General features: G+C 69.4%; 17 protein-coding genes. 6 read left to right on the top strand and 11 right to left on the bottom strand.

From position 1 onward, the window contains the following. Positions 1-104: 104 nt before the first annotated feature. From AB0D34_RS20680 to AB0D34_RS20670, 3 genes are all read left to right on the top strand, one after another. On the top strand, positions 105-2429 hold the full coding sequence (locus AB0D34_RS20680) for a polysaccharide lyase 8 family protein (RefSeq protein ID WP_362663344.1): 2325 nt from the start codon (positions 105-107) through the stop codon (positions 2427-2429). Positions 2430-2661: 232 nt separating this feature from the next. Then, positions 2662-4194: an acyl-CoA carboxylase subunit beta gene (locus AB0D34_RS20675; protein WP_362663518.1), complete on the top strand. Its 1533-nt coding sequence runs from the start codon at positions 2662-2664 to the stop codon at positions 4192-4194. 35 nt (positions 4195-4229) lie between these two features. Then, entirely contained in the window at positions 4230-4421 is a 192-nt protein-coding gene (locus AB0D34_RS20670) for an acyl-CoA carboxylase subunit epsilon (RefSeq protein ID WP_020121024.1), read from the top strand. Between the two features lie 75 nt (positions 4422-4496). Here the strand turns inward: AB0D34_RS20670 and AB0D34_RS20665 are convergent, their stop codons facing one another. The 9 genes from AB0D34_RS20665 to AB0D34_RS20625 all read right to left on the bottom strand — a co-directional run bounded on the left by AB0D34_RS20665 (position 4497) and on the right by AB0D34_RS20625 (position 18275). Continuing rightward, the gene (locus AB0D34_RS20665; protein WP_362663342.1) at positions 4497-7520 is read right to left on the bottom strand and encodes an NACHT domain-containing protein; all 3024 of its coding nucleotides are present in this window, start codon (positions 7518-7520) and stop codon (positions 4497-4499) included. 83 nt (positions 7521-7603) lie between these two features. After that, positions 7604-8185: an ATP/GTP-binding protein gene (locus AB0D34_RS20660; protein ID WP_009314218.1), complete on the bottom strand. Its 582-nt coding sequence runs from the start codon at positions 8183-8185 to the stop codon at positions 7604-7606. Beyond that, positions 8166-8753 (bottom strand): DUF742 domain-containing protein, encoded by a 588-nt coding sequence (locus AB0D34_RS20655; RefSeq protein ID WP_362663341.1) that lies wholly within the window; start codon positions 8751-8753, stop codon positions 8166-8168. Before AB0D34_RS20655 ends, AB0D34_RS20660 begins: the two co-directional genes overlap by 20 nt. Before the next feature lie 101 nt (positions 8754-8854). Further along, entirely contained in the window at positions 8855-9268 is a 414-nt protein-coding gene (locus AB0D34_RS20650) for a roadblock/LC7 domain-containing protein (protein ID WP_007384910.1), read from the bottom strand. Positions 9269-9278: 10 nt separating this feature from the next. Beyond that, positions 9279-12563 carry a nitrate- and nitrite sensing domain-containing protein gene (locus AB0D34_RS20645; RefSeq protein ID WP_362663339.1) on the bottom strand — a complete coding sequence of 1095 codons (3285 nt, stop codon included), beginning with the start codon at positions 12561-12563 and terminating at the stop codon, positions 9279-9281. A gap of 380 nt (positions 12564-12943) precedes the next feature. Next, positions 12944-13519: an ATP/GTP-binding protein gene (locus tag AB0D34_RS20640; protein ID WP_007384912.1), complete on the bottom strand. Its 576-nt coding sequence runs from the start codon at positions 13517-13519 to the stop codon at positions 12944-12946. Further along, entirely contained in the window at positions 13500-13898 is a 399-nt protein-coding gene (locus tag AB0D34_RS20635) for a DUF742 domain-containing protein (RefSeq protein WP_003973454.1), read from the bottom strand. Before AB0D34_RS20635 ends, AB0D34_RS20640 begins: the two co-directional genes overlap by 20 nt. Positions 13899-14009: 111 nt before the next feature. Continuing rightward, on the bottom strand, positions 14010-14423 hold the full coding sequence (locus AB0D34_RS20630) for a roadblock/LC7 domain-containing protein (protein ID WP_003993189.1): 414 nt from the start codon (positions 14421-14423) through the stop codon (positions 14010-14012). 9 nt (positions 14424-14432) lie between these two features. Next, positions 14433-18275 (bottom strand): nitrate- and nitrite sensing domain-containing protein, encoded by a 3843-nt coding sequence (locus AB0D34_RS20625; protein WP_362663337.1) that lies wholly within the window; start codon positions 18273-18275, stop codon positions 14433-14435. A gap of 550 nt (positions 18276-18825) precedes the next feature. Here AB0D34_RS20625 and AB0D34_RS20620 point away from each other — a divergent pair. Next, positions 18826-19011 carry a hypothetical protein gene (locus tag AB0D34_RS20620; RefSeq protein ID WP_362663335.1) on the top strand — a complete coding sequence of 62 codons (186 nt, stop codon included), beginning with the start codon at positions 18826-18828 and terminating at the stop codon, positions 19009-19011. A 65-nt stretch (positions 19012-19076) separates the two neighbouring features. Here the strand turns inward: AB0D34_RS20620 and AB0D34_RS20615 are convergent, their stop codons facing one another. Further along, positions 19077-19748 carry a hypothetical protein gene (locus tag AB0D34_RS20615; RefSeq protein ID WP_362663333.1) on the bottom strand — a complete coding sequence of 224 codons (672 nt, stop codon included), beginning with the start codon at positions 19746-19748 and terminating at the stop codon, positions 19077-19079. A 350-nt stretch (positions 19749-20098) separates the two neighbouring features. After that, positions 20099-20470 carry a peptidase inhibitor family I36 protein gene (locus AB0D34_RS20610; protein ID WP_362663331.1) on the bottom strand — a complete coding sequence of 124 codons (372 nt, stop codon included), beginning with the start codon at positions 20468-20470 and terminating at the stop codon, positions 20099-20101. A gap of 322 nt (positions 20471-20792) precedes the next feature. Here AB0D34_RS20610 and AB0D34_RS20605 point away from each other — a divergent pair, with 322 nt between their 5' ends. Then, positions 20793-21578 (top strand): fumarylacetoacetate hydrolase family protein, encoded by a 786-nt coding sequence (locus AB0D34_RS20605; RefSeq protein ID WP_362663329.1) that lies wholly within the window; start codon positions 20793-20795, stop codon positions 21576-21578. Next, positions 21562-23046 carry a glutamate--tRNA ligase gene (gene gltX, locus AB0D34_RS20600; protein ID WP_362663327.1) on the top strand — a complete coding sequence of 495 codons (1485 nt, stop codon included), beginning with the start codon at positions 21562-21564 and terminating at the stop codon, positions 23044-23046. The genes AB0D34_RS20605 and gltX overlap by 17 nt, the downstream gene beginning before the upstream one ends. Positions 23047-23106: the final 60 nt, after the last annotated feature.

Genomic DNA, 23106 nt, shown 5'->3' with positions numbered 1-23106 from the left:
TCTTGAACTACTCAACGGGAACGACCGTAGACCTATTCCGTTGCCGTTTCAACATCATCCGCAAAGTGTTGGCTTGGTGACACTGTGGTGGTAGATGCCCCGGTATGAAACCGCAGCGCAGAGCCCCCACACCTCCCACCCGCAGAGCCGTCTTATTCGCGGCAGCCCTCCTGGCCACGGCCGCCCCACCCGCCCGCGCCACCGCCGACCCCTACGACACCCTCCGCCGACGCTGGCTCGACATCGCCCTCGGCAGCGGCTACGACCCGGCGTCGCAGCCGTACGCCGCCCGCCTCGCCGAGACCGGCGAACTCGCCCGCGGTTTCCGGGCCGGCATGACCCCCACCGCGACCTCCCTCTGGCCCGGCTTCCCCTACGACCCCCCGTCCGGCATCACCCAGAGCTACGGCCGCCTGTGGGTGATGACCCGGGCCTTCCTCCAGCCCGGCACCGGCTCCACCGGCGACGAGACCCTCCTCGCGGAGGTCCTGCGCGGCCTCGACCACCTCTCCGCCACCGTCTACAACCCCACCACCACCCGCTACGGCAACTGGTGGGAATGGCAGATCGGCAGCCCACGCCTCCTCATGGACCTCACGGCGGCCCTGTACGACCACCTCACCGACGCCCAGCGGGCGGCAGCCTGCGCCGCCGTCGACCACTTCGTCCCCGACGCGACGCTCACCGACTACTCCGGCACCTCCACCGGCGCCAACCGCGTCGACCTGTGCCGCTCGGTCGCCCTGCGCGGCATCCTGGGGCGCGCGGACGCGAAGATCTCCCTCGCCCGGGACGCGCTCTCACCCGTCTTCCCGTACGTCACGAAGGACGACGGCCTCTACGCCGACGGCTCCTTCGTCCAGCACACCTGGGTCGCCTACTCCGGAACCTACGGCCAGGTCCTGCTCGACGGCCTCGGCCGCCTCTTCGCCCTCCTCGCCGGCTCCCCGTGGGAGGTGACCGACCCGAACCGGCAGATCGTCCTCGACAGCGTCGAGCGCGCCTACGCCCCGCTGATCCACGACGGATTGGTGATGGACAGCGTCAACGGCCGTGCCATCAGCCGCGGTTACCTCGAGAGCGACGACCGGCACGTCCTGCGCGGCGACCACTTCCACGGCCAGGCGATCATCGCCGCCATCGCCCTCCTGTCGGGCGGCGCGAGCACCGCGGAACGGGAGCGCTGGTACGGCCGTATCAAGGGGTGGATCGAACGGGACACCGTCACACCGATCCTGACGGCCCCTCAGTTCGACGTGGCCGACCTCGCCCGACTGCACGCCGTGGCCGGGTCACCGGTCCCGGCGGCCCCCGAACCCGTCGGCCACCGTCTCTTCGCCGCCATGGACCGGGCCGTCCACCGCCGCCCCGGGTTCGTCGCGAACATCGCCATGGCGAGCGACCGTATCGCCGCCTACGAGTGCGGCAACGGCGAGAACCCGCGCGGCTGGCACACCGGCGCCGGAATGCTCTCGTGGTGGGCCGCCGACCCGGGCCAGTACACCGACTGGTACTGGCCCACCGTCGACTGGTACCGCCTCCCCGGCACCACCGTCTCCACCAGACGGCTCCCCGACAAGGCCGGCGGCGAGTGGGGCGAGCCCAAGCCGGACGTCCGCTGGGTCGGCGGCACCACCGACGGCGAGTACGCGGCGGTCGGCCAGCACCTCAAAGGCCTGGAGTCGACGCTGGAGGCCCGGAAGTCCTGGTTCTGCGTCGAGGACGCGGTGATCTGCCTCGGCGCCGGGATCACCTGCGCCGACGGGGTCCCTGTCGAGACGGTCGTGGACAACCGCAACCTGGGGGAGGGCGGCACGCAGTCCTTCGTACGGGGACCCGGCTGGGCCCACCTCGACGGCCACGGCGGCTGGGTGCTGCCCACCGGCGAACTCCGCACCCTCCGCGAGGACCGCACCGGCGCCTGGTCCGACATCAACACCGGCGGTACGACCGAGCGGCGCACCCGGCGCTGGCAGACCCTCTGGTTCGACCACGGCACCGATCCCGAGGACGCCTCGTACACCTATGTCCTCATGCCCGGGGCCGCCCGGCACACCGTCGCCGCCCGCGCCGCCGACCGCCAGTGGCTGTCGGTCCTCGCCAACGACAGCGCCTGCCAGGCAGTCCGCGTCGACCGGCTCGGCCTGACCGCCGCGAACTTCTGGCGGGCGGGCACGGCGGGCCCGCTCACCGTGTCGGCCGGGGCGAGCGTGCTGGTCCGGCGCACGGGCCGTACCGCTACGCTCTGCGTCGGCGAGCCACCCCGTACGGGCGAACCCCTGGAGGTCGTCTGGAACCGTCCGGTGCGCTCGGTCGTACGCGCCGACGACACGGTCGAAGTGCTTGCCACGGGCCGTCTGCTGCACCTGCGTGTCACTCCGGGGATGGCATGTGCGACACATGAATGTGAGGTGGCTCTCACCCCCTGACTTTGTGCGACCCCTACAAGCGTCAGGCCCCCTGAGCAGTCGGAACGCCTGCATGGCTCCGGGGTTCTGTTCAGTGGCACCAGGAAAACGGGCCGGAGACTGTACGGAGTCGACGGCTCGCATTCCTTGCGGGTCTTCGTAAGGTCGCTACATGACCGTTTTGGATGAGGCGCCGGGTGAGTCGACGACGGGTGAGCCGACGACGGGTGAGCCGACGGACGCGCGTGGGCGAGTGGCCGAGCTGCACGAGATCCGTGCCACTGCCCTGGCCGGCCCCGGCGAGAAGGCGACCGAGGCGCAGCACGCCAAGGGCAAGCTGACCGCACGGGAGCGCATCGAGCTGCTCCTCGACCCGGGTTCCTTCCAGGAGGTCGAACAGCTGCGCCGGCACCGGGCGACCGGGTTCGGCCTGGAGGCCAAGAAGCCGTACACCGACGGTGTGATCACCGGCTGGGGCACGGTGGAGGGCCGTACGGTCTTCGTCTACGCCCATGACTTCCGGATCTTCGGCGGTGCGCTGGGCGAGGCCCACGCCACGAAGATCCACAAGATCATGGACATGGCCATCGCGGCCGGCGCGCCCCTGGTGTCGTTGAACGACGGTGCGGGCGCCCGTATCCAGGAGGGTGTCTCGGCTCTCGCGGGCTACGGCGGCATCTTCCAGCGCAACACCAAGGCCTCCGGCGTCATCCCGCAGATCTCGGTGATGCTCGGCCCGTGCGCGGGCGGCGCGGCCTACAGCCCCGCCCTGACCGACTTCGTCTTCATGGTCCGCGAGACCTCGCAGATGTTCATCACCGGACCGGACGTGGTGAAGGCGGTGACCGGCGAGGAGATCACCCAGAACGGCCTCGGCGGCGCCGACGTGCACGCCGAGACCTCCGGTGTCTGCCACTTCGCCTACGACGACGAGGAGACGTGCCTCGCCGAGGTGCGCTACCTGCTGTCGATGCTCCCGCAGAACAACCGGGAGAACCCGCCGCGGGTGGAGTCCAGCGACGCGGCCGACCGGCGCGGTGACGTGCTGCTCGACCTGGTCCCGGCGGACGGCAACCGCCCGTACGACATGGCCAAGGTCATCGAGGAGATCGTCGACGACGGCGACTACCTGGAGATCCATGAGCGCTGGGCCCGCAACATCATCTGCGCCCTGGCCCGGCTCGACGGCCAGGTCGTCGGCATCGTGGCCAACCAGCCCTCCTCGCTGGCCGGTGTCCTGGACATCGAGGCATCGGAAAAAGCTGCGCGCTTTGTCCAGATGTGTGACGCTTTTAACATCCCGATCGTCACTTTCCTGGACGTCCCCGGGTTCCTTCCGGGTGTCGACCAGGAGCACGGCGGCATCATCCGCCACGGCGCCAAGCTGCTGTACGCGTACTGCAACGCCACCGTGCCGAGGATCTCCCTGATCCTGCGCAAGGCGTACGGAGGGGCCTACATCGTCATGGACAGCCAGTCCATCGGTGCCGACCTGACCTACGCCTGGCCGACGAACGAGATCGCCGTGATGGGTGCCGAAGGTGCCGCGGGCGTCATCTTCCGGCGTCAGATCGCCGCGGCCGAGGACCCCGAGGCCATGCGGGCCCGCATGGTCAAGGAGTACAAGTCCGAGCTCATGCACCCCTACTACGCGGCCGAGCGCGGCCTGGTCGACGACGTCATCGACCCGGCGGAGACCCGCGAGATCCTCATCAGGTCCCTCGCGATGCTCCACTCCAAGCACGCCGACCTGCCCTCCCGTAAGCACGGCAACCCTCCGCAGTAATCCGGCGGAAACCTCTCTCACGGAGACTGTGACCTATGAGCACCCCTGACATCCGCGTCGAGAAGGGCCACGCCGAGCCCGAGGAAGTCGCCGCCATCACGGCGATCCTCCTGGCCCGCGCCGCCGCCCAGCCCTCCGAGACCCCGGCCCACCGAGGCCGCCCCAAGGCCGGCTGGCGCCGCCTGGAGCGCGAGGGCGGCTTCCGCGCCCCGCACAGCTGGCACTGAGCGCTTCGCGATGTGACGTACGGCCCCGTTCTCTCCGTTGGGGGAGGGCGGGGCCGTACACGTCGGTATCGACGGTCACTCGATCTGGACGTCCACACCGGACAGGTTCAGGGCGCCCGGATCGGCGGGCAGAACGCACTCGTCCAGGTCGAGAGTGCCCTTGCGTGGCATGAGGGGAAGCGGTGTCGCCAGCCATGCGGCCACGTCGACACGTACGAGAGCCAGGTGATCGAGCTTCGGCAGCGTGGACAGGGCCTCGATACCGCCTGGCAGGCAAGTTTCGTAGGCCGACAGATAGACGAACTTGATGTTGGGGTGGCCGCTGACGAAGGTCAGATCAGTGGTCGGATCCGCTCCGTACAGCGCGAGATACTTGAGGCCGGGCGGAAGCTTCGGGGTTGCTCGTTTTGCGAGGTCCCGGAGAGTGATCCCCAGGTAGTCCAGCCGTTCCAGCCCGGCCAGTACCTCCAGCCCCTCCATCGGCCCTGCGGCCAAGAGGGAAAGCATGGTCAGGGCGGGTTGGGCCGTGAGCGGTGACACGTCGGCGCCGACGGGTATCTGGAACATGCTCAGTGTGTCGAGCGGTGGGAGCCTCTCCAGCTCCGTGAAGTCCGCGCACGGGTAGTCAACGGTCAGCTTGGAGAGTGACGACAGCCGGGAGACGGCGTGCCACTGGGCGGAGTGCGTCAGAATCACGCTGAATTCGTCCAGTGGCACTGCCGACAGAACCGCATCCGCGTAGGCGTCGGCATCGAAGTAGCCCCAGGCCGAGATGAGTTCCTGCCGGACGTCATGACGATCGTCGTCGACGTACCCGGACAGCAGCTTCAGCGCCTCCGGCCCGCCTATGAGCGCGGCCGTACGCACGGTCTGCACCGCGGCTTTCTCCGTCAACCCCCCGAGCGACCGGGGAAGTCTTCGCAACAGACTCGTCCCCACCGCTGCCAGTGCCGGAGGATCGGTTTCCCGGCGAGCCGGCAGCAGGGCCCCCACCGCTGTGTCCAACCGCTCTGCCAACCCGTCGGAGACCTCCAGCACCGTCTCCTGACAAGCCGCCGCCAGCAGCCGCAACCGTCGCGCATGCCGGGGCTCCTCCTCGGCCCGATCCAGCAGTCCCCCGAGCAGCTCCTCCCGCTGAGGCCGGTTCGCATGCCCCGCCGCCATCACGATCGTCTCGCGCCAGATGTCGAGGTGTGCCCGCCCGACCAGGTTCCCGATCCGGTCCTCCTCGGCCGCCTCCGCGGCAGCCAGGTACTCCTGGAAGGTCCGGTGCACGAAGTCCAGCCGTCCCACGGCGGGGGAGCGCAGCAATCCCGAGCGGTCCCGCAGCTGCTCCAGCACCCGCGCCCCGTCGGCCTCGTCCAGGTGCCGCATCCCTGCCAGTTTCCGGCCGACGTACCCGCCCGCCCGCTCCAGCGAGATCTCACTGCGGTTGTTGTCGGACAGCCGCCACGCCAGATCCCGCAGCAGCACCAGCTTGTCCCCGAGGCTCAGCCGGCTGTCCACAGCGCTGGGGACGTTGCGTTCCGTGTCCCGGTCGTGGACCAGGGTGTGCAGGGCGCTGCGGTACAACTCCATACGGTCGCGCGGGAGTTGGCTGCCCCGGTTCAGGTGCATCGCGCACAGCATGGACGCCAGCAGGGGCGTGCCCGCCAGGGACTGGAGATGCGGACGGTCCTTCAGACTGTTGAGCAACGACTGCTCGTACTGCGGGAGTTCCCCCACCGCGCACGGCAACTCCTCGCCCAGTTCCCGCACCGCCTGATGCCACTGCCGTACGAAGGCCGCGAGGTCCGGCGGAGTCATCCGGTCCAGGTGCAGCGGCGTGAACTCCTCGCGCCGCAGCCAGTCCGCCCCCGCGGCGGCAGGGCGCGAGGTCACGACCACCCGGACGTCCCCGTACGCGGCCAGCAGCCTGCGCAGCCATTCCCGTACGCCTCTGCGCTCGCCGTCGAGCAGTTCGTCGACGCCGTCGATCAGCAGCAGTGCCGTGCCGCCCGCCAGCTGGCGCTCCACCCACGCCCTGGGCATCACCCCGGTGAGATGGCCGGCCACCGAGTCCAGCATCGCCTCCGGCGTCGGCAGGGGCCGCCCGCTGTACTCGCGCAGCTTCACGAACACCGGTGTCAGACCGTTCCAGCCGGCCAGCTCCCCGGTGAAGGCGCCCCGCGACGCCGTGATGGCCAGCCACCGCTGCAGTGTGGTCTTCCCTGAGCCCGCCTCGCCGCGCAGCAGAATCCGCGTGGAGCCGCCCAGCGCGGCCTCCACGCGCATCCCGGCCTCCGACCGGCCGCCGTCCTCCCAGTCGCTCATATCGGGCCGCAGCAACGGCAGAGAACGCCCGCGGGCCCGCCGCCGGCCCCCGTCGTCGCCGGTGGCCCTGAGGCTCACGTACGCCACGGACAACCGCGCCTGCGCCGCCGCCCGGTCCGACGTACGGCGGAACAGCTCCACCTCGTCCAGCGAGGTGCTGACCAGTTCCAGGTACCGGCGCCGGAACTCCGCGTCCCGGTCGGTGCCCTCGGGGGCGAACAGGGAACGGTCCGGGAGGCGCTCCAGGATGCGGGCGATCTCCGTGCCCAGGGACGTCGTCCGCGCCAGCAGTTCGCCGAGCGCCCGCTCCTCGAACACCGGCAGACCTCGCACGATCCGCACGTAGTACTCGCAGCACTCCGCGAACAGCACCTCGTACAGACGGCCCTCGGCCTCGCCCAGGCCCGTCGGAGCCGCCACCGACCGCATCACCCGGCGCACCACCTCGGCCGGGTTCACGTCGGCCGACAGAAGCGCCCCGTCCGACAGGTCCGCAGCGGCGAACGTGTCGCACACCCCGTCCAGCACAGCCTGCCGGCCGCCCTCGTCCAGCCCCCGGAACTCCCGCTCCAGAAACGGCGCGAGCCGGTCGAACACGGCGTCCGCGATCTCCTCGAACTGCCGCTCGACGCTCCGCTGCAACCGCATCCCGGGCACCCGCAGCCGGATCAGTTCGGCCATGCCCAGCCGGCGCTCCTGCTCCCGTCGCTTCCCGCCGAGCCAGGCCTGGGCCGCCGCCCGGGCCACGGTCGTCCCCAGCCGTAACGCGGCCACCTCAGCGCTCACGTGCGTACCCCCTCCACCGAACGACTCACGGCCCCCACCCCTCCCGCAGGGAGGAACGAGGGCCGTGGAAGAACCTGAAAAACCTACCGCAGCCGCGCCATCAGCGCATGCTCCACCAGCGTGATCAGCGCCGACTTCGCGTCCGCCCGATGCCGCGCGTCCGTCGTGATGATCGGCGTGTCCGGACCGATCTGCAGCGCTTCCCGGACCTCGTCCGGGTTGTACGGCTGCTGGCCGTCGAAGCCGTTCAGGGCGATCACAAAGGGAAGGCCCGAGTTCTCGAAGTAGTCGACAGCCGGGAAGCAGTCAGCAAGGCGCCTCGTGTCGACGAGGACGATCGCGCCGATGGCGCCGCGGACCAGGTCGTCCCACATGAACCAGAAGCGGTCCTGACCGGGCGTACCGAAGAGGTACAGGATCAGGTCCTGGTCCAGGGTGATGCGGCCGAAGTCCATGGCGACCGTGGTGGTCGTCTTGTCCCCGGTGTGGGTGAGGTCGTCGATTCCGGCTGACGCGGACGTCATGACGGCCTCGGTACGCAGCGGGTTGATCTCCGAGACGGCCCCGACGAACGTGGTCTTGCCCACGCCGAAGCCACCCGCCACCACGATCTTCGCCGAGGTGGTGGAGCGGGAAGGACCGCCGCTAGAGCTTGCGAAGTCCACTGAGCACCCTTTCGAGCAGTGTCACGTCTGGCTGGCCGCCGGCGCTCTCGTCGCCGCCGGGCTGATGGATGGCGACCAGGCCCGCCTCCGCCAAGTCGGCGACGAGGATCCTGGCCACGCCGAGAGGGATCGTCAGGAGCGCGGAGATTTCCGCCACCGACTTGATTTCCCGGCAGAGGTTGCAGATCCGCTGATGCTCGGGCAACTGGCCCTGCATCTGGTGCGGCTGCGCGGTGGTGTGCACCAGCGCCTCGATGGCGAGCTGGTAGCGCGGGCGAGTCCGGCCGCCGGTCATGGCGTACGGACGCACCAGGGGGTTGTTCGACGCCCCAGCGGGCGCCGGCTCAGAGCGTCGCTGCGGCTGCACGGGCTGGATGCGCGGGGCCGGCGGCTGGTCGTACGGCGAAGGACCGGGACCCTGCGGGCCCTGGGGCGCGTACGGCTGCTGGCGCCGTTGGCTGGGTGCGGAGGGGAAGTTGTAGCGGTTCGGGTTCTGGGAACCGTCGTTCTGACCCTGGCCAGGGCCGTACGACCAATTGCCAGATGAACCACCTGGGGGTGTTGCCACTTTCTCTCCTCCTCCGACTGTGCCGGGGCACCCATCACGCTGTGTGGAGCCGCGTCCCGAAACCTTACGGCCCCGGGACGCCAAAACGCACCGTCTGTCTGTCAGTTGAGCAGGCTGCCCTGGAGCTCTGCACGCAGATCGGGCGTCAGGACCGAACCGGCACGGTCCACCAGAAGAGCCATCTCGTACCCGATGAGGCCGATGTCCGCCTCCGGATGTGCGAGAACCGCGAGCGACGAACCGTCGGATACGGACATGATGAAGAGGAATCCCCGCTCCATCTCCACAACCGTCTGGTTCACCGCGCCACCCTCGAAGATGCGCGAGGCACCCGCGGTCAGCGAGGTCAGACCGGAGGCGACGGCCGCAAGCTGGTCGGCACGGTCGCGCGGAAAGCCTTCGGACATCGCCAGAAGGAGTCCGTCGGCGGAGACCACCACGGTGTGGGACACCCCCGGGGTGTTGTCCACGAAGTTGGTGATCAACCAGTTCAGGTTCTGCGCCGCCTGGCTCATCGGGCTCACACTAACGCTCCTGGTTGTAGGTGCTGTCAGAACCGAAGCCCTGACCGTTCGTTTCACTGCCTGCGTTGCGGCCCCGCTGTACACCGCGACGCAGGTTGCTCAGCCTGCCCCGGACGTCCTCGGGAGCCCGGGAGACCGATGGGCCTCCCTGGGGGGTGGCTTCGGCGGCTCCCTCGACCAGGTTGGCCTTGGGTACCCGCCGCGGCAGGCCGGAGGAGGTGACCCCGCCCGCCTTGGGCTTCCGGAGCTGGGAGGCCTGCTGCCACCGCTCGTCGTTGGACGAGCGCCAGATGTCGCCGCCGTTGCTCTCCGGCGCGGAGGCCGGCGGCTCCTGGGTCGCGTGCCGCGTGCCGTTCGAGCCGTTCGCGCCACTCCCGGTGGAGCCACGGCGGGGGAGCCCCGCGTCGGTCAGTTCATGACCCACGGTGGCGGGGGCCGGCCCCGGACGCTCGAAGCCTACGCGCTCACGCTCACTCACGTCAGCGGCCTGCGCAGATTCCGCTTCCGGAGCGTACTGGTCCGGGTAGCCGTTCCGGTAACCGTCCGACTGCGGCCAGTCATCCTGGTAGCGGCGCTCCTCGAAGCCCGAGAAGGTCTCCGGGGCAGCCGCGTGCACCGCCGCGGGCTCCTCCTGGACCGGCTCCGCATAGGAGGGCTCCGGGTAGCCGCCGTTCGGCGAGAAGGTGTCGTTCTGCGGCCGGCCGCCGTTCTGCGCGAAGTACGGCTCCTCGTACGCCGGGCGCTCGGGCTCCTCGTACGACGTCTGCCGCTGCTCCTGGTACGGCGTCTGCTGAGCCTCCTCGTACGACGACTGCTGGTCGTAGGAGGCGGGCTGCTGCTCCGGGAAGCCGGTGCGGCCGTTGTCGAAACCGGTCTGCGGGGTGTTCCGGGGAGCGTCGAAGGCGTCGGTGTACGACGGGTCCGGGCCCTGCAGGGCGGCGGGCTGGTCGTGGCTCTGGGCCTCCAGGGCCGCGCGGCGCTCCTCGCGCATCAGGGAGCGGCCGACCGGGTCCAGCTCGCGTATGTCGTCCGGGACCTCGGAGTAGCGGCTGTCGTCGAAGCCGAGCTCCGCGGCCGTACGCATCGGCAGGCCGTTGTTGAAGTTCTCGCCCTGGAACTGCTGCTCCGGGATGATCTGCGAGACGGTGAACTCGTCGGCGGCCGGCTGCTGCTCGCCGCCACCGCCGTGGGTGATCGCGTCGGGCAGCATGACCAGGGACGTCGTACCGGCCTGCTCGCCCGAGGGACGCAGCTGGACGCGGATGCCGTGCCGGTCGGACAGCCGGCCGACCACGAACAGGCCCATGCGCTGGGAGATCGCGGCGTCCACGGTCGGCGGGTTGGCCAGCTTGTGGTTGATGTCCGCGAAGTCCTCGGCGGTGAGGCCGATGCCCTTGTCGTGGATCTCGATCATGATGCGGCCGTCGGGGAGACGGGTCGCGGTGACGCGAACCTTGGTCTGCGGGGAGGAGAACGTCGTCGCGTTCTCCAGCAGCTCGGCGAGCAGGTGCACGAGGTCGGTGACCGCGCGGCCGTGGATCTCGGCCTCCGGGACGCCGGACAGCTCGATGCGCTCGTACTGCTCCACCTCGGAGGAGGCGGCGCGGAGCACGTCGACCAGCGGGACCGGCTGGTCCCAGCGGCGGCCGGGCTCCTCGCCGGCGAGGACCAGGAGGTTCTCGCCGTTGCGGCGCATACGGGTCGCCAGGTGGTCCAGGCGGAAGAGGTTCTCCAGCTGGTCCGGGTCGGCCTCGTTGTTCTCCAGGTCGGTGATCAGGGTCAGCTGGCCCTCGATCAGCGACTGGTTGCGCCGGGACAGGTTGGTGAAGATCGCGTTGATGTTGCCCCGCAGCAGGGCCTGCTCGGAGGCGAGCCGGACGGCCTCGCGGTGGACCTGGTCGAAGGCGCGGGCGACCTCGCCGATCTCGTCCTTGGTGTTGATCGGGATCGGCGCGACCCGGGTGTCGACCCGGCCGGGATCGGTGCGCGAGAGCTGGTCGACCAGCATCGGCAGGCGCTGTTCGGCGATACCGAAGGCGGCGTTGCGCAGCTGGCGCATGGAGCGGGACATCTGGCGGGCGACCGCACCGGCCAGGATGAAGGCGAGCAGCAGGGCGACCACGACGGCGGCACCCACGATGAACGCGTCACGCTTGGCGTCGTCGGCGATGGTCGCGGCCTCGTTCACCGCGGTGTCGGCCAGGTCCGTCTCGATCTGACGGTAGGCGTTGTACTTGAGGGTGTTGACCGCCCACCAGTTCTCGGCCGTGATGCCGTCCTTGGCGAGCGTCTCACGGGCGCTCTCGTCCATCGACGGCAGCGTGGCGATGGCGGAGACCATCTCGGTGGGGTCGGACGGCGCCGGAACGTAGTTCGGGTTCTTGGCGGCGGCCTCCTTGGCCAGCGCCGCGCCCTCCGTCTGGATCTGCTTCTTCGCGGTGTCGAGCTTCGCCGCGTCCCCCTCGGTGCCACCGCCGACGTACTCCTCGATGGCGACGCCCTCCATGTACGCGTACGAGGAGAGGGCGACCTTCTGGGTGGCGAAACTGCTCAGACCGGGGCCGGGCTTGAGCAGCAGATGCGTGCCGATGGAGCGCTCCAGCGACAGGGCCGACTTGGTGAGCGAGATCGCGTAGAGGGTCCGGCCGTAGCTCGTGACGTTCCCGGTACCCAGTCCGAGATCGTTGGCGAACTCCATCAGAGGGTGCCCGATCAGGGTGTAGCCCTCTTCGGTCTTCACACCGGTCATCTTGGGCGAGGTGTAGGCGGCAGCCCGCAGCGTCTGGAGCTTGGGCTCCTGGGCGCGGAACAGCTTGAGGCGGCGCTGCAGGCCCGGCGTCTGCGGCATGTTCTGCGCGGCCTCGTCGAAGGCGTCGGCGGCCGAGTCCGTCTCCTTGCGGGCGGCGACGACGGCCGGGTCGTCCTGGCCCTTGCCGCTCAGCAGCGGGGCGGCGGTGACGTCCCGCTCGTTGTAGAGAGCGTTGTTGTAGTTCAGGGCGCTCTGTACGAGGCGAGCGGTGTTCTCCGCGTCCTCGGCCTCCCGCCAGGTGTCGATCGAGCTCTTGACCTGGAAGCCGCCCATCACGAGGCCGACGATCACGGGTATGAGCAGGATCGCGTTCAGCCGGGTCGGCACCCGCCAGTTGCGCGGGGAGAAACGGCCGCCGCCGGACTGCGGCGCGGCCGTCGGCTCCGGGCCGGGCACAGGGGTGGGCGCCGCTCCGCGCGGCGGCGGGGTGAAGTTGCCCCGGGCCGACGGCTCGGGACCGTTCTTGCTTCGCCTCACTCGACCAACAACCTCTCGGAGGGGTCGGCACCTTACGTTGTGCCGCAGTCTCTCAGAGCCCAGTGCGCCATCGACTAGTGAGTACGTCTTTGACTATTGGGCAGTTCAGGCATTCCAGCACGACGGCCTGCGCACCTCCAAACATTGGTACGCACGGATTCCGAGTGATGTAAGCCCTAGATAAAACGGTCATAAAGAACGAGCCCCGTCAAAAGACGGGGCTGTTGTGAGCGCAGCGAGACCGGTTGGCAACCACGCGTGGCCGTACCACCCGATTCCTCTGCCGAAACGTTATGAACACCGGGGCCGACCGTGTCAAACACCACAGCCGGCTCCAGTACATCTACGACAACTGCCGTACGGCATCGGGAACTTGAAAGTTACCGCAGTCGCGCCATGAGGGCGTGCTCGACCAGTGTGATCAGGGCACTCTTGGCGTCCGAGCGGTGTCGGGCGTCCGTCGTGATGATCGGTGCGTCCGGGCCGATCTGCAGCGCCTCGCGCACCTCCTCCGGAGCGTACGGCTGGTGCCCGTCGAAGCCGTTGAGGGCCACGACGAAGGGCAGGCCGCTGTTCTCGAAGTAGTCGACCGCGGGGAAGCAGTCGGCGAGCCGACGGGTGTCGACCAGCACCACCGCGCCGATGGCGCCGCGGACCAGGTCGTCCCACATGAACCAGAAGCGGTCCTGGCCCGGCGTACCGAAGAGGTACAGGATCAGGTCCTGGTCGAGCGTGATGCGGCCGAAGTCCATGGCGACCGTGGTGGTCGTCTTGTCCCCGGTGTGGGTCAGGTCGTCGATGCCCGCCGAAGCGGACGTCATCACGGCCTCCGTGCGCAGCGGGTTGATCTCGGAGACCGCTCCGACGAACGTGGTCTTGCCCACGCCGAAGCCACCTGCCACCACGATCTTCGCGGAGGTGGTCGCCCGCCCCGCGTCAGAGCTTGCGAAGTCCACTGAGCACCCTTTCGAGCAGCGTCACATCGGGCGCGCCGCCGTTGTTCTCGTCGCCGCCCGGCTGGTGGATGGCCACCAGTCCGGCCTCGGCGAGGTCCGCGACGAGGATCCTGGCCACGCCGAGCGGCATGGCGAGCAGCGCCGAGACCTCGGCGACCGACTTCACCTCACGGCACAGGTGGCAGATGCGCTGGTGCTCGGGGAGCAGCCCCATGAGCGCCGCCGGGTCGGCCGTGGTGCTGATCAGGGCCTCGATGGCGAGCTGGTAGCGCGGCCGGGTCCGGCCGCCGGTCATCGCGTACGGACGTACCAGCGGCTGGTCGCCCTCATCCTCGTACGGCTCCGCGTACGGATCATGAGAGGCGGTGGGCGGGGTCATGAATCCTCCGGGCGGGACAGCAAGTCGGTCTGGCTAGCCGTCTGGTGAGGCCGGTGGGGGGATTGTGGCGGCCGGACGGTGATTTGGTGAGACGGGTGGATCCGGGGCGGGTCAGTGGAGCAGACTGCCTTGCAGCTCGGCTCGCAGATCCGGCGTGAGCACTGCGCCCGCGCGGTCGACGAGCAGGGCCATCTCGTAGCCGACGAGGCCGATGTCGCATTCCGGGTGCGCGAGGACCGCCAGCGAGGAACCGTCCGAGACGGACATGAGGAAGAGGAATCCCCGTTCCATCTCCACGACGGTCTGGGCCACGCTGCCGCCCTCGAAGATCCGTGAGGCGCCCGCCGTCAGTGAGGTGAGTCCGGACGCGACGGCCGCCAGCTGGTCGGCACGGTCGCGCGGGAAACCCTCGGACATGGCCAGCAGAAGACCGTCGGCGGACACGACGACGGTGTGGGACACCCCGGGGGTGTTGTCCACGAAGTTGGTGATCAACCAGTTGAGGTTCTGTGCCGCCTGGCTCATCGGGCTCAACTAACGCTCCTGCTGGTGAGTGGGGTTCGGGAAGCTGCCCGTCTGGCCGTTACCGCCGACCTGACGACCTTGTGCGATACCCCGACGGAGATTGGTCAGCCGGCCGCGTACGTCGTCAGGCGAACGCGAGACCTGCGGACCGGTTTGGTGCTGTTGCTGCTGAGCGGTACCCGGGACGAGGTTCGCCCTGGGCACCCGGCGCGGCAGACCGGAGGTGGTGACACCGCCCGCGGCCGGCTGGCGCACACGCTCCGCCTGCCGGACGAGGTCGTCGTTCGGCGAGCTGCGCCAGCCCGCGGAGGCCGCGGGCCGTTGCGGAGCAGCGGCCGGGTTCTGGGGGGCCGCCGGAGCCTGCTGGGGCTGCCGCGGGGCCGAGGAGTCGTTGCCGCCGGACGGCTGCCCCTGACCCTGCGGGCCGCCGTGGAACCAGTTGGTCTCCAGCGTGTCGTACAGCGGCGTACGGCCGTCTCCGGGACCCGAGGCCGGCGGCAGCGCCTCCGGCTCCTGGCGCACCGGCCGCTGCTGCGGACGCGGCGGCACGGGCGGCCGGGGGGCGCCGAAGTCGGCACCGTTGGTCTGGGGACGCTCGAACTGGCCCGTGGACGAGGGGTCCTGACGGCCCGGCAGGGAGTGCTGCCCGGTGGAGCTGCCGTCGTAGCCCGGCATCGAGAACTGGCCGGTCGAGCCGCTGTCGTACGCCTGCGGGGTCGCGAACTGCCCGGTCTCCCGGGAGCCGCCGTTCTGCCCGGGCGGCGGCGTGCCGAAGACGTCCGAGCGGACGAACTGGCCCGTGTTCTGCTGGGAGTTCGTGTCCGGGCGGGGGAACTCGCCCGAGTCCTGCGGACCGTTCGCGCCCGGCCGCGGGAACTGGCCGGTGTTCTGCGGCCCGCTCGTACCCGGGCGGGGGAACTGGCCGGTGCTCTGCGGGGCGTCGAAGTCCGGGCGCGGGAACTCCGAGGTGGTCGCCGGACCCGGGAGGTCGTCGATCCGCGGCATGCGGGACGTGGCGGCCGGGTCCTGCTCGTCGTGGCCGCGCGGGACGTCGAGCGAGGCACGCGGCACCGGCGGCTGCGCGTTCTCGTCGCTCCAGCTGGGCGTACGGGGCTGGTTGCCGCCCGGCAGCTCGGCCCGCGGGCCACCGCGGCCCGGCAGCTGCGGCCGACGGCGCCGGCCCTGCTCGGGAGCCTGACCCGGGGCCGGAGACTGCGGCTGCGGGGGTACGGGGCCCCGGCTGCCGAAGGCGTCCTGGCCGCCGAAAGCGTCCTGACCGTTGTAGGCGTCCTGGCCGTTGAAGGCGTCACGGCCGGGGCCGCCGGTGCCCGCGGCCTGCAGGCCCTGCGGGGCACCCGGAGCCTGGCCGCCGAACCCGGCGCCCGCGCCGGCCGGAGCGGGCCGGCCCTGCGGAGGCGTACCCGGACCCTGCGGTCCGCGCGGTCCGCCCGGCGCACCGGGACGACCGCCCTGGCCACTGCCGGGCAACGCGGCCCGCGGTCCCTGACCGGGGTTGAGCCGTCCGCCCGAGGGGGCACCGGCGCCGAGCGCGCCACCGTCCGCACCGCCGCCGAGGGCACCGCCCTGGCCGTTGCCGCCGCCACGGCGGGCCGCGGCCACACCGGCGGCGGCCTGAGCCCCGGCCGGGGAACCGGGGGCGCCCTGACCGGGCTTCGGCTGGGGCTTCTTGCCACCCTGGGCGACATCCACGGGCAGCATGACCAGCGCGGTCGTACCACCGGAGTCGGACGGGCGCAGCTGGATGCGGATGCCGTGTCGCTGGGACAGCCGGCCGACCACGAACAGACCCATGCGGCGGGAGACCGAGACGTCCACGGTGGGCGGCGAGGCGAGCCGCTCGTTGATCGCCGCGAGGTCCTCGGGGGAGAGGCCGATACCGGTGTCGTGGATCTCGATCAGCACCCGGCCGTCGGGAAGGGCGTGACCGGTGACCTTGACCTTGGTCTGCGGGGAGGAGAACGAGGTCGCGTTCTCCAGCAGCTCGGCGAGCAGGTGCACGAGGTCGTTGACCACGCGGCCGGCCACTTCGGTCGTCGGCACCGCGGCCAGCTCGATGCGCTCGTACTGCTCCACCTCGGACGCGGCGGCACGGAGCACGTCGACCAGCGGGACCGGGCGGGTCCAGCGACGGCCGGGCTCTTCACCGGCGAGGACCAGAAGGTTCTCACCGTTACGGCGCATGCGGGTCGCGAGGTGGTCGAGCTTGAAGAGCGAGGACAGCTGGTCCGGGTCGGCCTCGCGGGACTCCAGTTCGGAGATCAGCGACAGCTGACGCTGGATAAGACCCTGGGAGCGGCGCGAGAGGTTGGTGAACATCGCGTTGACGTTGCCCCGCAGCAGGGCCTGCTCGGCGGCGAGGCGGACCGCCTCGCGGTGCACGTCGTCGAAGGCCGCGGCCACGCGGCCGATCTCGTCCCGGGAGTGCACACCGACCGACTCCACGGACGTGTCCACGTCCTGCGGGTCGGACTCGGACAGCTGCTTGACCAGCTCGGGCAGCCGGTCCTGGGCGACCTTGGTGGCGGTCTCCTGGAGGCGGCGCAGCGAGCGGATCATGGACCGGGCGACGACGAACGCGCCGACCAGGGAGACACCGAGGACCAGCAGGATCAGCGCACCGGAGATGATCGCCTCGCGCTCGGACTCGCTGCGCAGTTCGCGAGCCTTCTGCTCCATCTCCTCAAGGAGCGTGTGCTCGATGTTGCCCATCTGCTGGATCTTGGTCGAGCTGTCGTCGACCCAGTCCTTGTACGAGCGCCGGTCCAGGTCGGCAAGGCCCTCCGGCCGGCCGAAGGCACGGCTGGCGTACTGCTCGGAGGCCTCGATGTTCGAGTTGCCGTCCTCGATGGGTTGCAGGAGCTCCTCGGCGTCGTCGTCGCCGTAGATGCTCCGGAAGGTGTTGAGCTCGGACGCCTCGCTGTCGAGCGCGCCCTGGCCGTACAGCCGGTCGGTCTCGGAGAGGTTGCCGAGCGTCTTGTTGGACGCGGGCAGCGCCGCCGCGAGGATCGCGCGCTGGCTGGACGCGTACTCCTTGGCGGAGGAGAAGGCCGCCAGGGCACGCGTGCGCTGGATCATGTCCGGGTTGCTGGTGGCCTCGGCCATGTCCTGGGAGAGGTCCAGCAGGTGGGTGATCAGGCGGTGGTAGGACTCCACCGTCTGGGTGGCGTTGCCCTTGGTGTCGTAGGCGTCGCTGCGGATCGTGCTCAGCGTGTCCAGGTCGCGGACCAGGCCGACGAGGCTGTCGCGGACACCCTGGAGGTTGCCGTCAGTGCCCGCGGTGTCGATGTCCTCGGCGGCGTTGATGAAGTTGGTGGCGGCCCGGTCCGTCTTGTCCCGGTAGCCCTTGACCAGGATGTTGCTCGCCGTGGAGTTGTGCGCCAGCGGGCCGGCCGACTGGTCGCGCTCGTCCTGGAGGGCGGCGGCCAGCTCGGTGGCCTGCTTCGTCATCTCGGTCAGCAGCTTCATGTTGTCCAGCTGCTGGATGTCGTCCATGGAGTCGTTGATCCGCAGCGCGCCCAGCGAGGTGGCCGCCACCACGGGGAGCGCCAGCAGCGACACCAGGCGTGTGGAGATACGCCAGTTGCGCAGGGCTACCCGTGATCCGGGGCCGTTCGGCCCCTTCGGGGGCTTCACCGGTGGCGTGGCCGGGGCCGCCGGGCCCGAGGACGCCGACGTGCCGAGGCGCCCGGGGCCGGAACCACCGTCGCCGGACGGGGCCGAGCCCGGGTTCTGGGCGTGCTGGGGGGAGGAACCGCCGACATTGGGGCCAGTCCCGCCGTGCTGCTCCGGCTCGGCCGAAGCGCTGCCATCCCTCTTGAAACGTCCCTGCACTAGCGTCGCAACCTCTGGACCAGGCGCTCCTCCGCAGAACGGCGGAGCACGGTGTCGGCGTCGTGGGGAGCGCCCTGAATGCGCGCCCCGGGTGGTCGTGAGTGACCGGCGCTGGCTCCCCCTTCTCACCGCCGCTCGGCGCTTCTCTGCGCCCCCTGTGCGCCGGCTCGATATCCGCGGCGGTCCGTGGAATTCCAGCACAGTGCCGGATCTCCAACAAGGTCCATGGGCCAGACCGTGACCTACGTGACACCACGTGAGGGTCGCGTCACCGGGTGTGGAAAGCGTTCTCGTCGATAACGGGCATAAGCCCGCGAGTCGCCCCGTGGGGGCAGGTGTCCCAGTCGCCATGATCAGGAGCGGAATGATGGGTTCAGGGGGTCAATGTCCGTTTCGTTAGGGTGGGTTGAGGCTCGGAATTGTCCGGTTTGCCCATAGGTCAGTGAGCAAACTCACATGCTGATCATGAGGTCTTCGCGGCTTCGGAGGGGAATGGCATGTTTAGCCTGACGCTTTACAAGAGAGACGTATCTGTGAGGTCGAGTACACCGTGAAGACGACGATGATGTTCCGCAACATTGCCAACCCGCGGCGCACGACGCTGGTGCACCTCAAGGACGCCGACGCACTGCAGACCCCGGAGCAGCCGGAGCACTCGCTCGACCTCCCGGCCCAGACCGCCAACCCGCGGCGCACGGTCCTGATGGAGATCCCGGTCTCCGCCGCCGCAGAGTAGTCGACGCGGCACGGCAGTGGACGAGGCCCCCCGGTCGCCGGGGGGCCTTCTTCGTGCCCCGTGCGTCAGGCGTCGGCGAGTATTTTTCTGGCCGCACTCAGCTTCTTCCAGTGAAGCTCACCCAGTTTGTTCAACGCCTGGGCGTCTGCCTTGATCATTTCTTTCTGTATCGAGGACTCGGCGTCGAACCAGACGTCCAGGAGGCCGGTTCTCTCTTTGCATGAGACGTCGGCCACCGCCGTCTTCTTCTCCTTGGCCGACAGCTTTCCTTGACGGAAGGAAGGTGTCGCCAGCGCTGCCATCGGGGAGGCGTAGTCGTATCCCTCCTTCTTCATGCAGGAGGACCATTTGTCGAAGACCGCCCGAACCTGCGGTGTCTTCTGGGAGTTCTCGAAGCTCTCCGTCGAAATGCGGCTCGCCACCTCGGCTCCGGCCTTGTCCTCGTACGGTTTGCGGAAGCTCAGAATCGCTGACCCGAGACAGCCGTGATCCGGTATCTCCTTCCCCTGATACTGCAGCCCCGCGCTCTTCGTCGAATCCTCCGTGGGCGAGGTCTTTCCGTACAGGACCTTGATCTGGTCCTCGGTGAGCCTGGCTTCCGGTACGGATTGCTGCGGCGGCATCCGGTATCCGTAGCGGGCCGCGCTGTCCATGTCCGTTATCCCGTACCGGCGATCCTGTGCGACGGCCGGGGCCGGATTCTTTGTGGGCCGGTAGGTGAGGCCGAAGTCCTTCATACAGTCACGGGCCAGTATCTGCTCGGCCGAACGGATCACCTCGTAGTCGGCGTCGCTGTAGCTGTAGACGGCGATGGGCAGCCGGAAGGTGTAGCCCTTCTGCCCAGGTGACGAGGGACTCGGCTCGGCTTCGGGCGTAGCGGCGGAGGGGGTCGGGGAGCGCTGGGCCGATGGTTCGTGCGAACCGCAGCCGACCAGCAGCGAGAGGGACAGAACAGGGATCGCCAAACGTCTCATGAGTCCAGATGTCTCTTGGAATGTACGACTCGGGCTTCCTGAAAACAGCGGATCCCCGCGCAGGGCCGATCGCTCCGCGCGGGGTCGTGTGCTGTTTCCCTACAGGTGGCGGGTCAGTTCCACTTGTAGCAGTTCGTGCCGTTCCGGCTGAAATCGAAAGAGGCGTTCTCGTTGTACGTCCTGGCGAGCCTGTCGGTGGAGGCCATGGGAGCGAACGTGTCGCAGGCGCCGCCGTAGTTGCTGTAGAAGAAGACCGTGGCGATATGGTCGGGGCTCGCGTTCCAGAACGACGCCGCGTTGTTCTTCACGGCCTGGCCCTTGCCGGCCCCGGAGGACAGGAAGGTGTAACCCGCGAGGTTGGACACACCGTCGTCCGTGAAAGCGGTGTGCGAACCCGACATGCCACTGTTGAAATAGAAGAGGGCGCAGTCGTTGGCCCAGGTGGGACAACCCTCTCTCGCCTCCGCGTGTGCCATCGGAGCCATACCCAAGACCGCCACGGCCGCAGCGGGAACTGCCATTGCCAGAGAAAGGGCCTTACGTGTGGACTTCATGGATTCCCCTCGTTTGTGAATGTGCTGAGTGCCATTCGCAAAGATGACCCTAAAGAGGATGAAGGGATCACGACAAGCGATTTCCGGCCAGTGGCGTGGCCGGGGTGTGATGGGTGCGCGGGGCCCGTACTCCCGCCCCGCCGCCCGGTGCCCGAGGGCCGGGACCGGTTAGCCTGGAGCGTCCACAGTCGGCCGTCGAACCCACCAGCCGGCCAACGCACGCACAGTTCTCAGTGAGGGGCGCCAGGATCCCGTGCGCATCGCCAGATTCTCCATCGACGGGAACGTCGCCTTCGGCGCGGTCGAGGGCGACAGGCCGGACGAACTTGTCCTCGACATCATCAAGGGCATCCCGTTCGCGGACTTCGAGCTCTCCGGTACGAAGGTCCCGCTGAGCAAGGTGCGTCTGCTGCCCCCCGTGCTCCCCAACAAGGTCGTGGCGTACGGCCGTAACTACGCGGACCACGCGAAGGAACTCGGCAACGAGGTCCCGGACGTCCCCTTCGCCTTCTTCAAGCCCTCCACCTCGGTGATCGGCCCCGGCGACCAGATCCAGTACCCGTCCTTCTCCGCGGACGTCCACCACGAGGCCGAACTGGCCGTCGTCATCGGCCGCATGTGCCGCGAGGTCCCGCGCGAGCGGGTCAAGGACGTGATCTTCGGCTACACCTGCGCCAACGACATCACCGCGCGGGACGTCCAGAAGCGCGAGAAGCAGTGGGCCCGGGCCAAGGGCTTCGACACCTCCTGCCCGCTGGGCCCCTGGGTGGAGACGGACCTGGACCTCCAGGCGGCCTCCGACCTGACGATCCAGCTCACCGTCAACGGCGAACAACGCCAACTCGGCCGCACCAGCGAGATGATCCACTCGATCGAGGATCTGATCGTCAACATCTCCGAGGCCATGACGCTGCTCCCCGGCGACGTGATCCTCACGGGCACCCCGGCAGGCGTCGGGCCGCTCACCGTCGGCGACGAGGTCGCCGTCACCATCGAAGGCATCGGCACTCTCACCAACAAGGTTGTCAAGCGTGGCTAGCGCACCCGTCCGCGTACGTTTCTGCCCCTCGCCCACCGGTAACCCCCATGTGGGCCTGGTCCGCACCGCCCTGTTCAACTGGGCCTTCGCCCGGCACCACCAGGGCACGCTCGTCTTCCGCATCGAGGACACCGACGCGGCCCGCGACTCCGAGGAGTCCTACAACCAGCTGCTCGACTCGATGCGCTGGCTGGGCTTCGACTGGGACGAGGGCCCCGAGGTCGGCGGCCCGCACGCGCCGTACCGCCAGTCGCAGCGCATGGACCTCTACAAGGACGTCGCCGCCAAGCTCCTGGACGCCGGCCACGCCTATTACTGCTACTGCTCCCAGGAGGAGCTGGACACCCGCCGCGAGGCCGCCCGCGCCGCCGGCAAGCCGTCCGGCTACGACGGCCACTGCCGCGACCTGAGCGCCGAGCAGGTCGAGGAGTACAAAGCCCAGGGCCGTACCCCCATCGTCCGCTTCCGCATGCCCGACGAGACGATCACCTTCACGGACCTTGTCCGCGGCGAGCTGACGTTCACGCCGGAGAACGTCCCGGACTACGGGATCGTACGGGCCAACGGCGCACCCCTCTACACGCTGGTCAACCCGGTCGACGACGCGCTGATGGAGATCACGCACGTCCTGCGCGGCGAGGACCTGCTGTCCTCCACGCCCCGGCAGATCGCCCTGTACAAGGCGCTGATCGAGCTGGGCGTCGCGAAGTACGTGCCGGCCTTCGGTCACCTGCCGTACGTCATGGGGGAGGGCAACAAGAAGCTCTCCAAGCGCGACCCGCAGGCCTCGCTCAACCTCTACCGGGAGCGCGGCTTCCTGCCCGAGGGTCTGCTCAACTACCTGTCCCTGCTGGGCTGGTCGCTCTCGGCGGACAAGGACATCTTCACCACCGACGAGCTGGTCGCGGCCTTCGACATCGCGGACGTGAACCCCAACCCGGCCCGCTTCGACCTGAAGAAGTGCGAGGCGATCAACGCCGACCACATCCGCCTGCTGGACGTGAAGGACTTCACGGAGCGCTGCGCACCGTGGCTGAAGGCCCCCTTCGCCCCGTGGTCCCCGGAGGACTTCGACGAGGCGAAGTGGCAGGCGATCGCGCCGCACGCGCAGACCCGCCTGAAGGTCCTCTCGGAGATCACGGACAACGTCGACTTCCTCTTCCTCGCCGAGCCGGTCTTCGACGAGCCGAGCTGGGCCAAGGCCATGAAGGAGGGCTCCGACGCCCTGCTCCGCACGGCCCGCGAGAAGCTGGAGTCGGCGGACTGGACCTCGCCGGAGTCCCTGAAGGAAGCGGTCCTGGCGGCCGGCGAGACCCACGGCCTCAAGCTCGGCAAGGCCCAGGCCCCGGTCCGTGTCGCCGTCACCGGCCGCACGGTCGGCCTGCCGCTCTTCGAGTCCCTGGAGGTCCTGGGCAAGGAGACGACGCTGGCCCGCATCGACGCGGCGCTGGCGAAGCTGGCCGCGTAGGGCACGCACGCGTGAGGGGCGGCAACCGGGGTTTCCGGTCGCCGCCCCTCACGCGTCACT

Source organism: Streptomyces sp. NPDC048420 (assembly GCF_040651535.1).
Classification (GTDB): Bacteria; Actinomycetota; Actinomycetes; order Streptomycetales; family Streptomycetaceae; genus Streptomyces.
The sequence above is the reverse complement of the archived record's forward strand: the minus strand, read 5'-3'. Positions and strand labels throughout refer to the sequence as shown.

Excerpts from the sequence above, each read along its gene's own strand:
- AB0D34_RS20635 (WP_003973454.1), bottom strand. The coding sequence starts at position 13,898 with ATGACCCCGCCCACCGCCTCTCATGATCCGTACGCGGAGCCGTACGAG.
- AB0D34_RS20680 (WP_362663344.1), top strand. The coding sequence starts at position 105 with ATGAAACCGCAGCGCAGAGCCCCCACACCTCCCACCCGCAGAGCCGTC.
- AB0D34_RS20630 (WP_003993189.1), bottom strand. The coding sequence starts at position 14,423 with ATGAGCCAGGCGGCACAGAACCTCAACTGGTTGATCACCAACTTCGTG.
- AB0D34_RS20615 (WP_362663333.1), bottom strand. The coding sequence starts at position 19,748 with ATGAAGGACTTCGGCCTCACCTACCGGCCCACAAAGAATCCGGCCCCG.
- AB0D34_RS20670 (WP_020121024.1), top strand. The coding sequence starts at position 4,230 with ATGAGCACCCCTGACATCCGCGTCGAGAAGGGCCACGCCGAGCCCGAG.
- AB0D34_RS20650 (WP_007384910.1), bottom strand. The coding sequence starts at position 9,268 with ATGAGCCAGGCGGCGCAGAACCTGAACTGGTTGATCACCAACTTCGTG.
- AB0D34_RS20610 (WP_362663331.1), bottom strand. The coding sequence starts at position 20,470 with ATGGCTCCGATGGCACACGCGGAGGCGAGAGAGGGTTGTCCCACCTGG.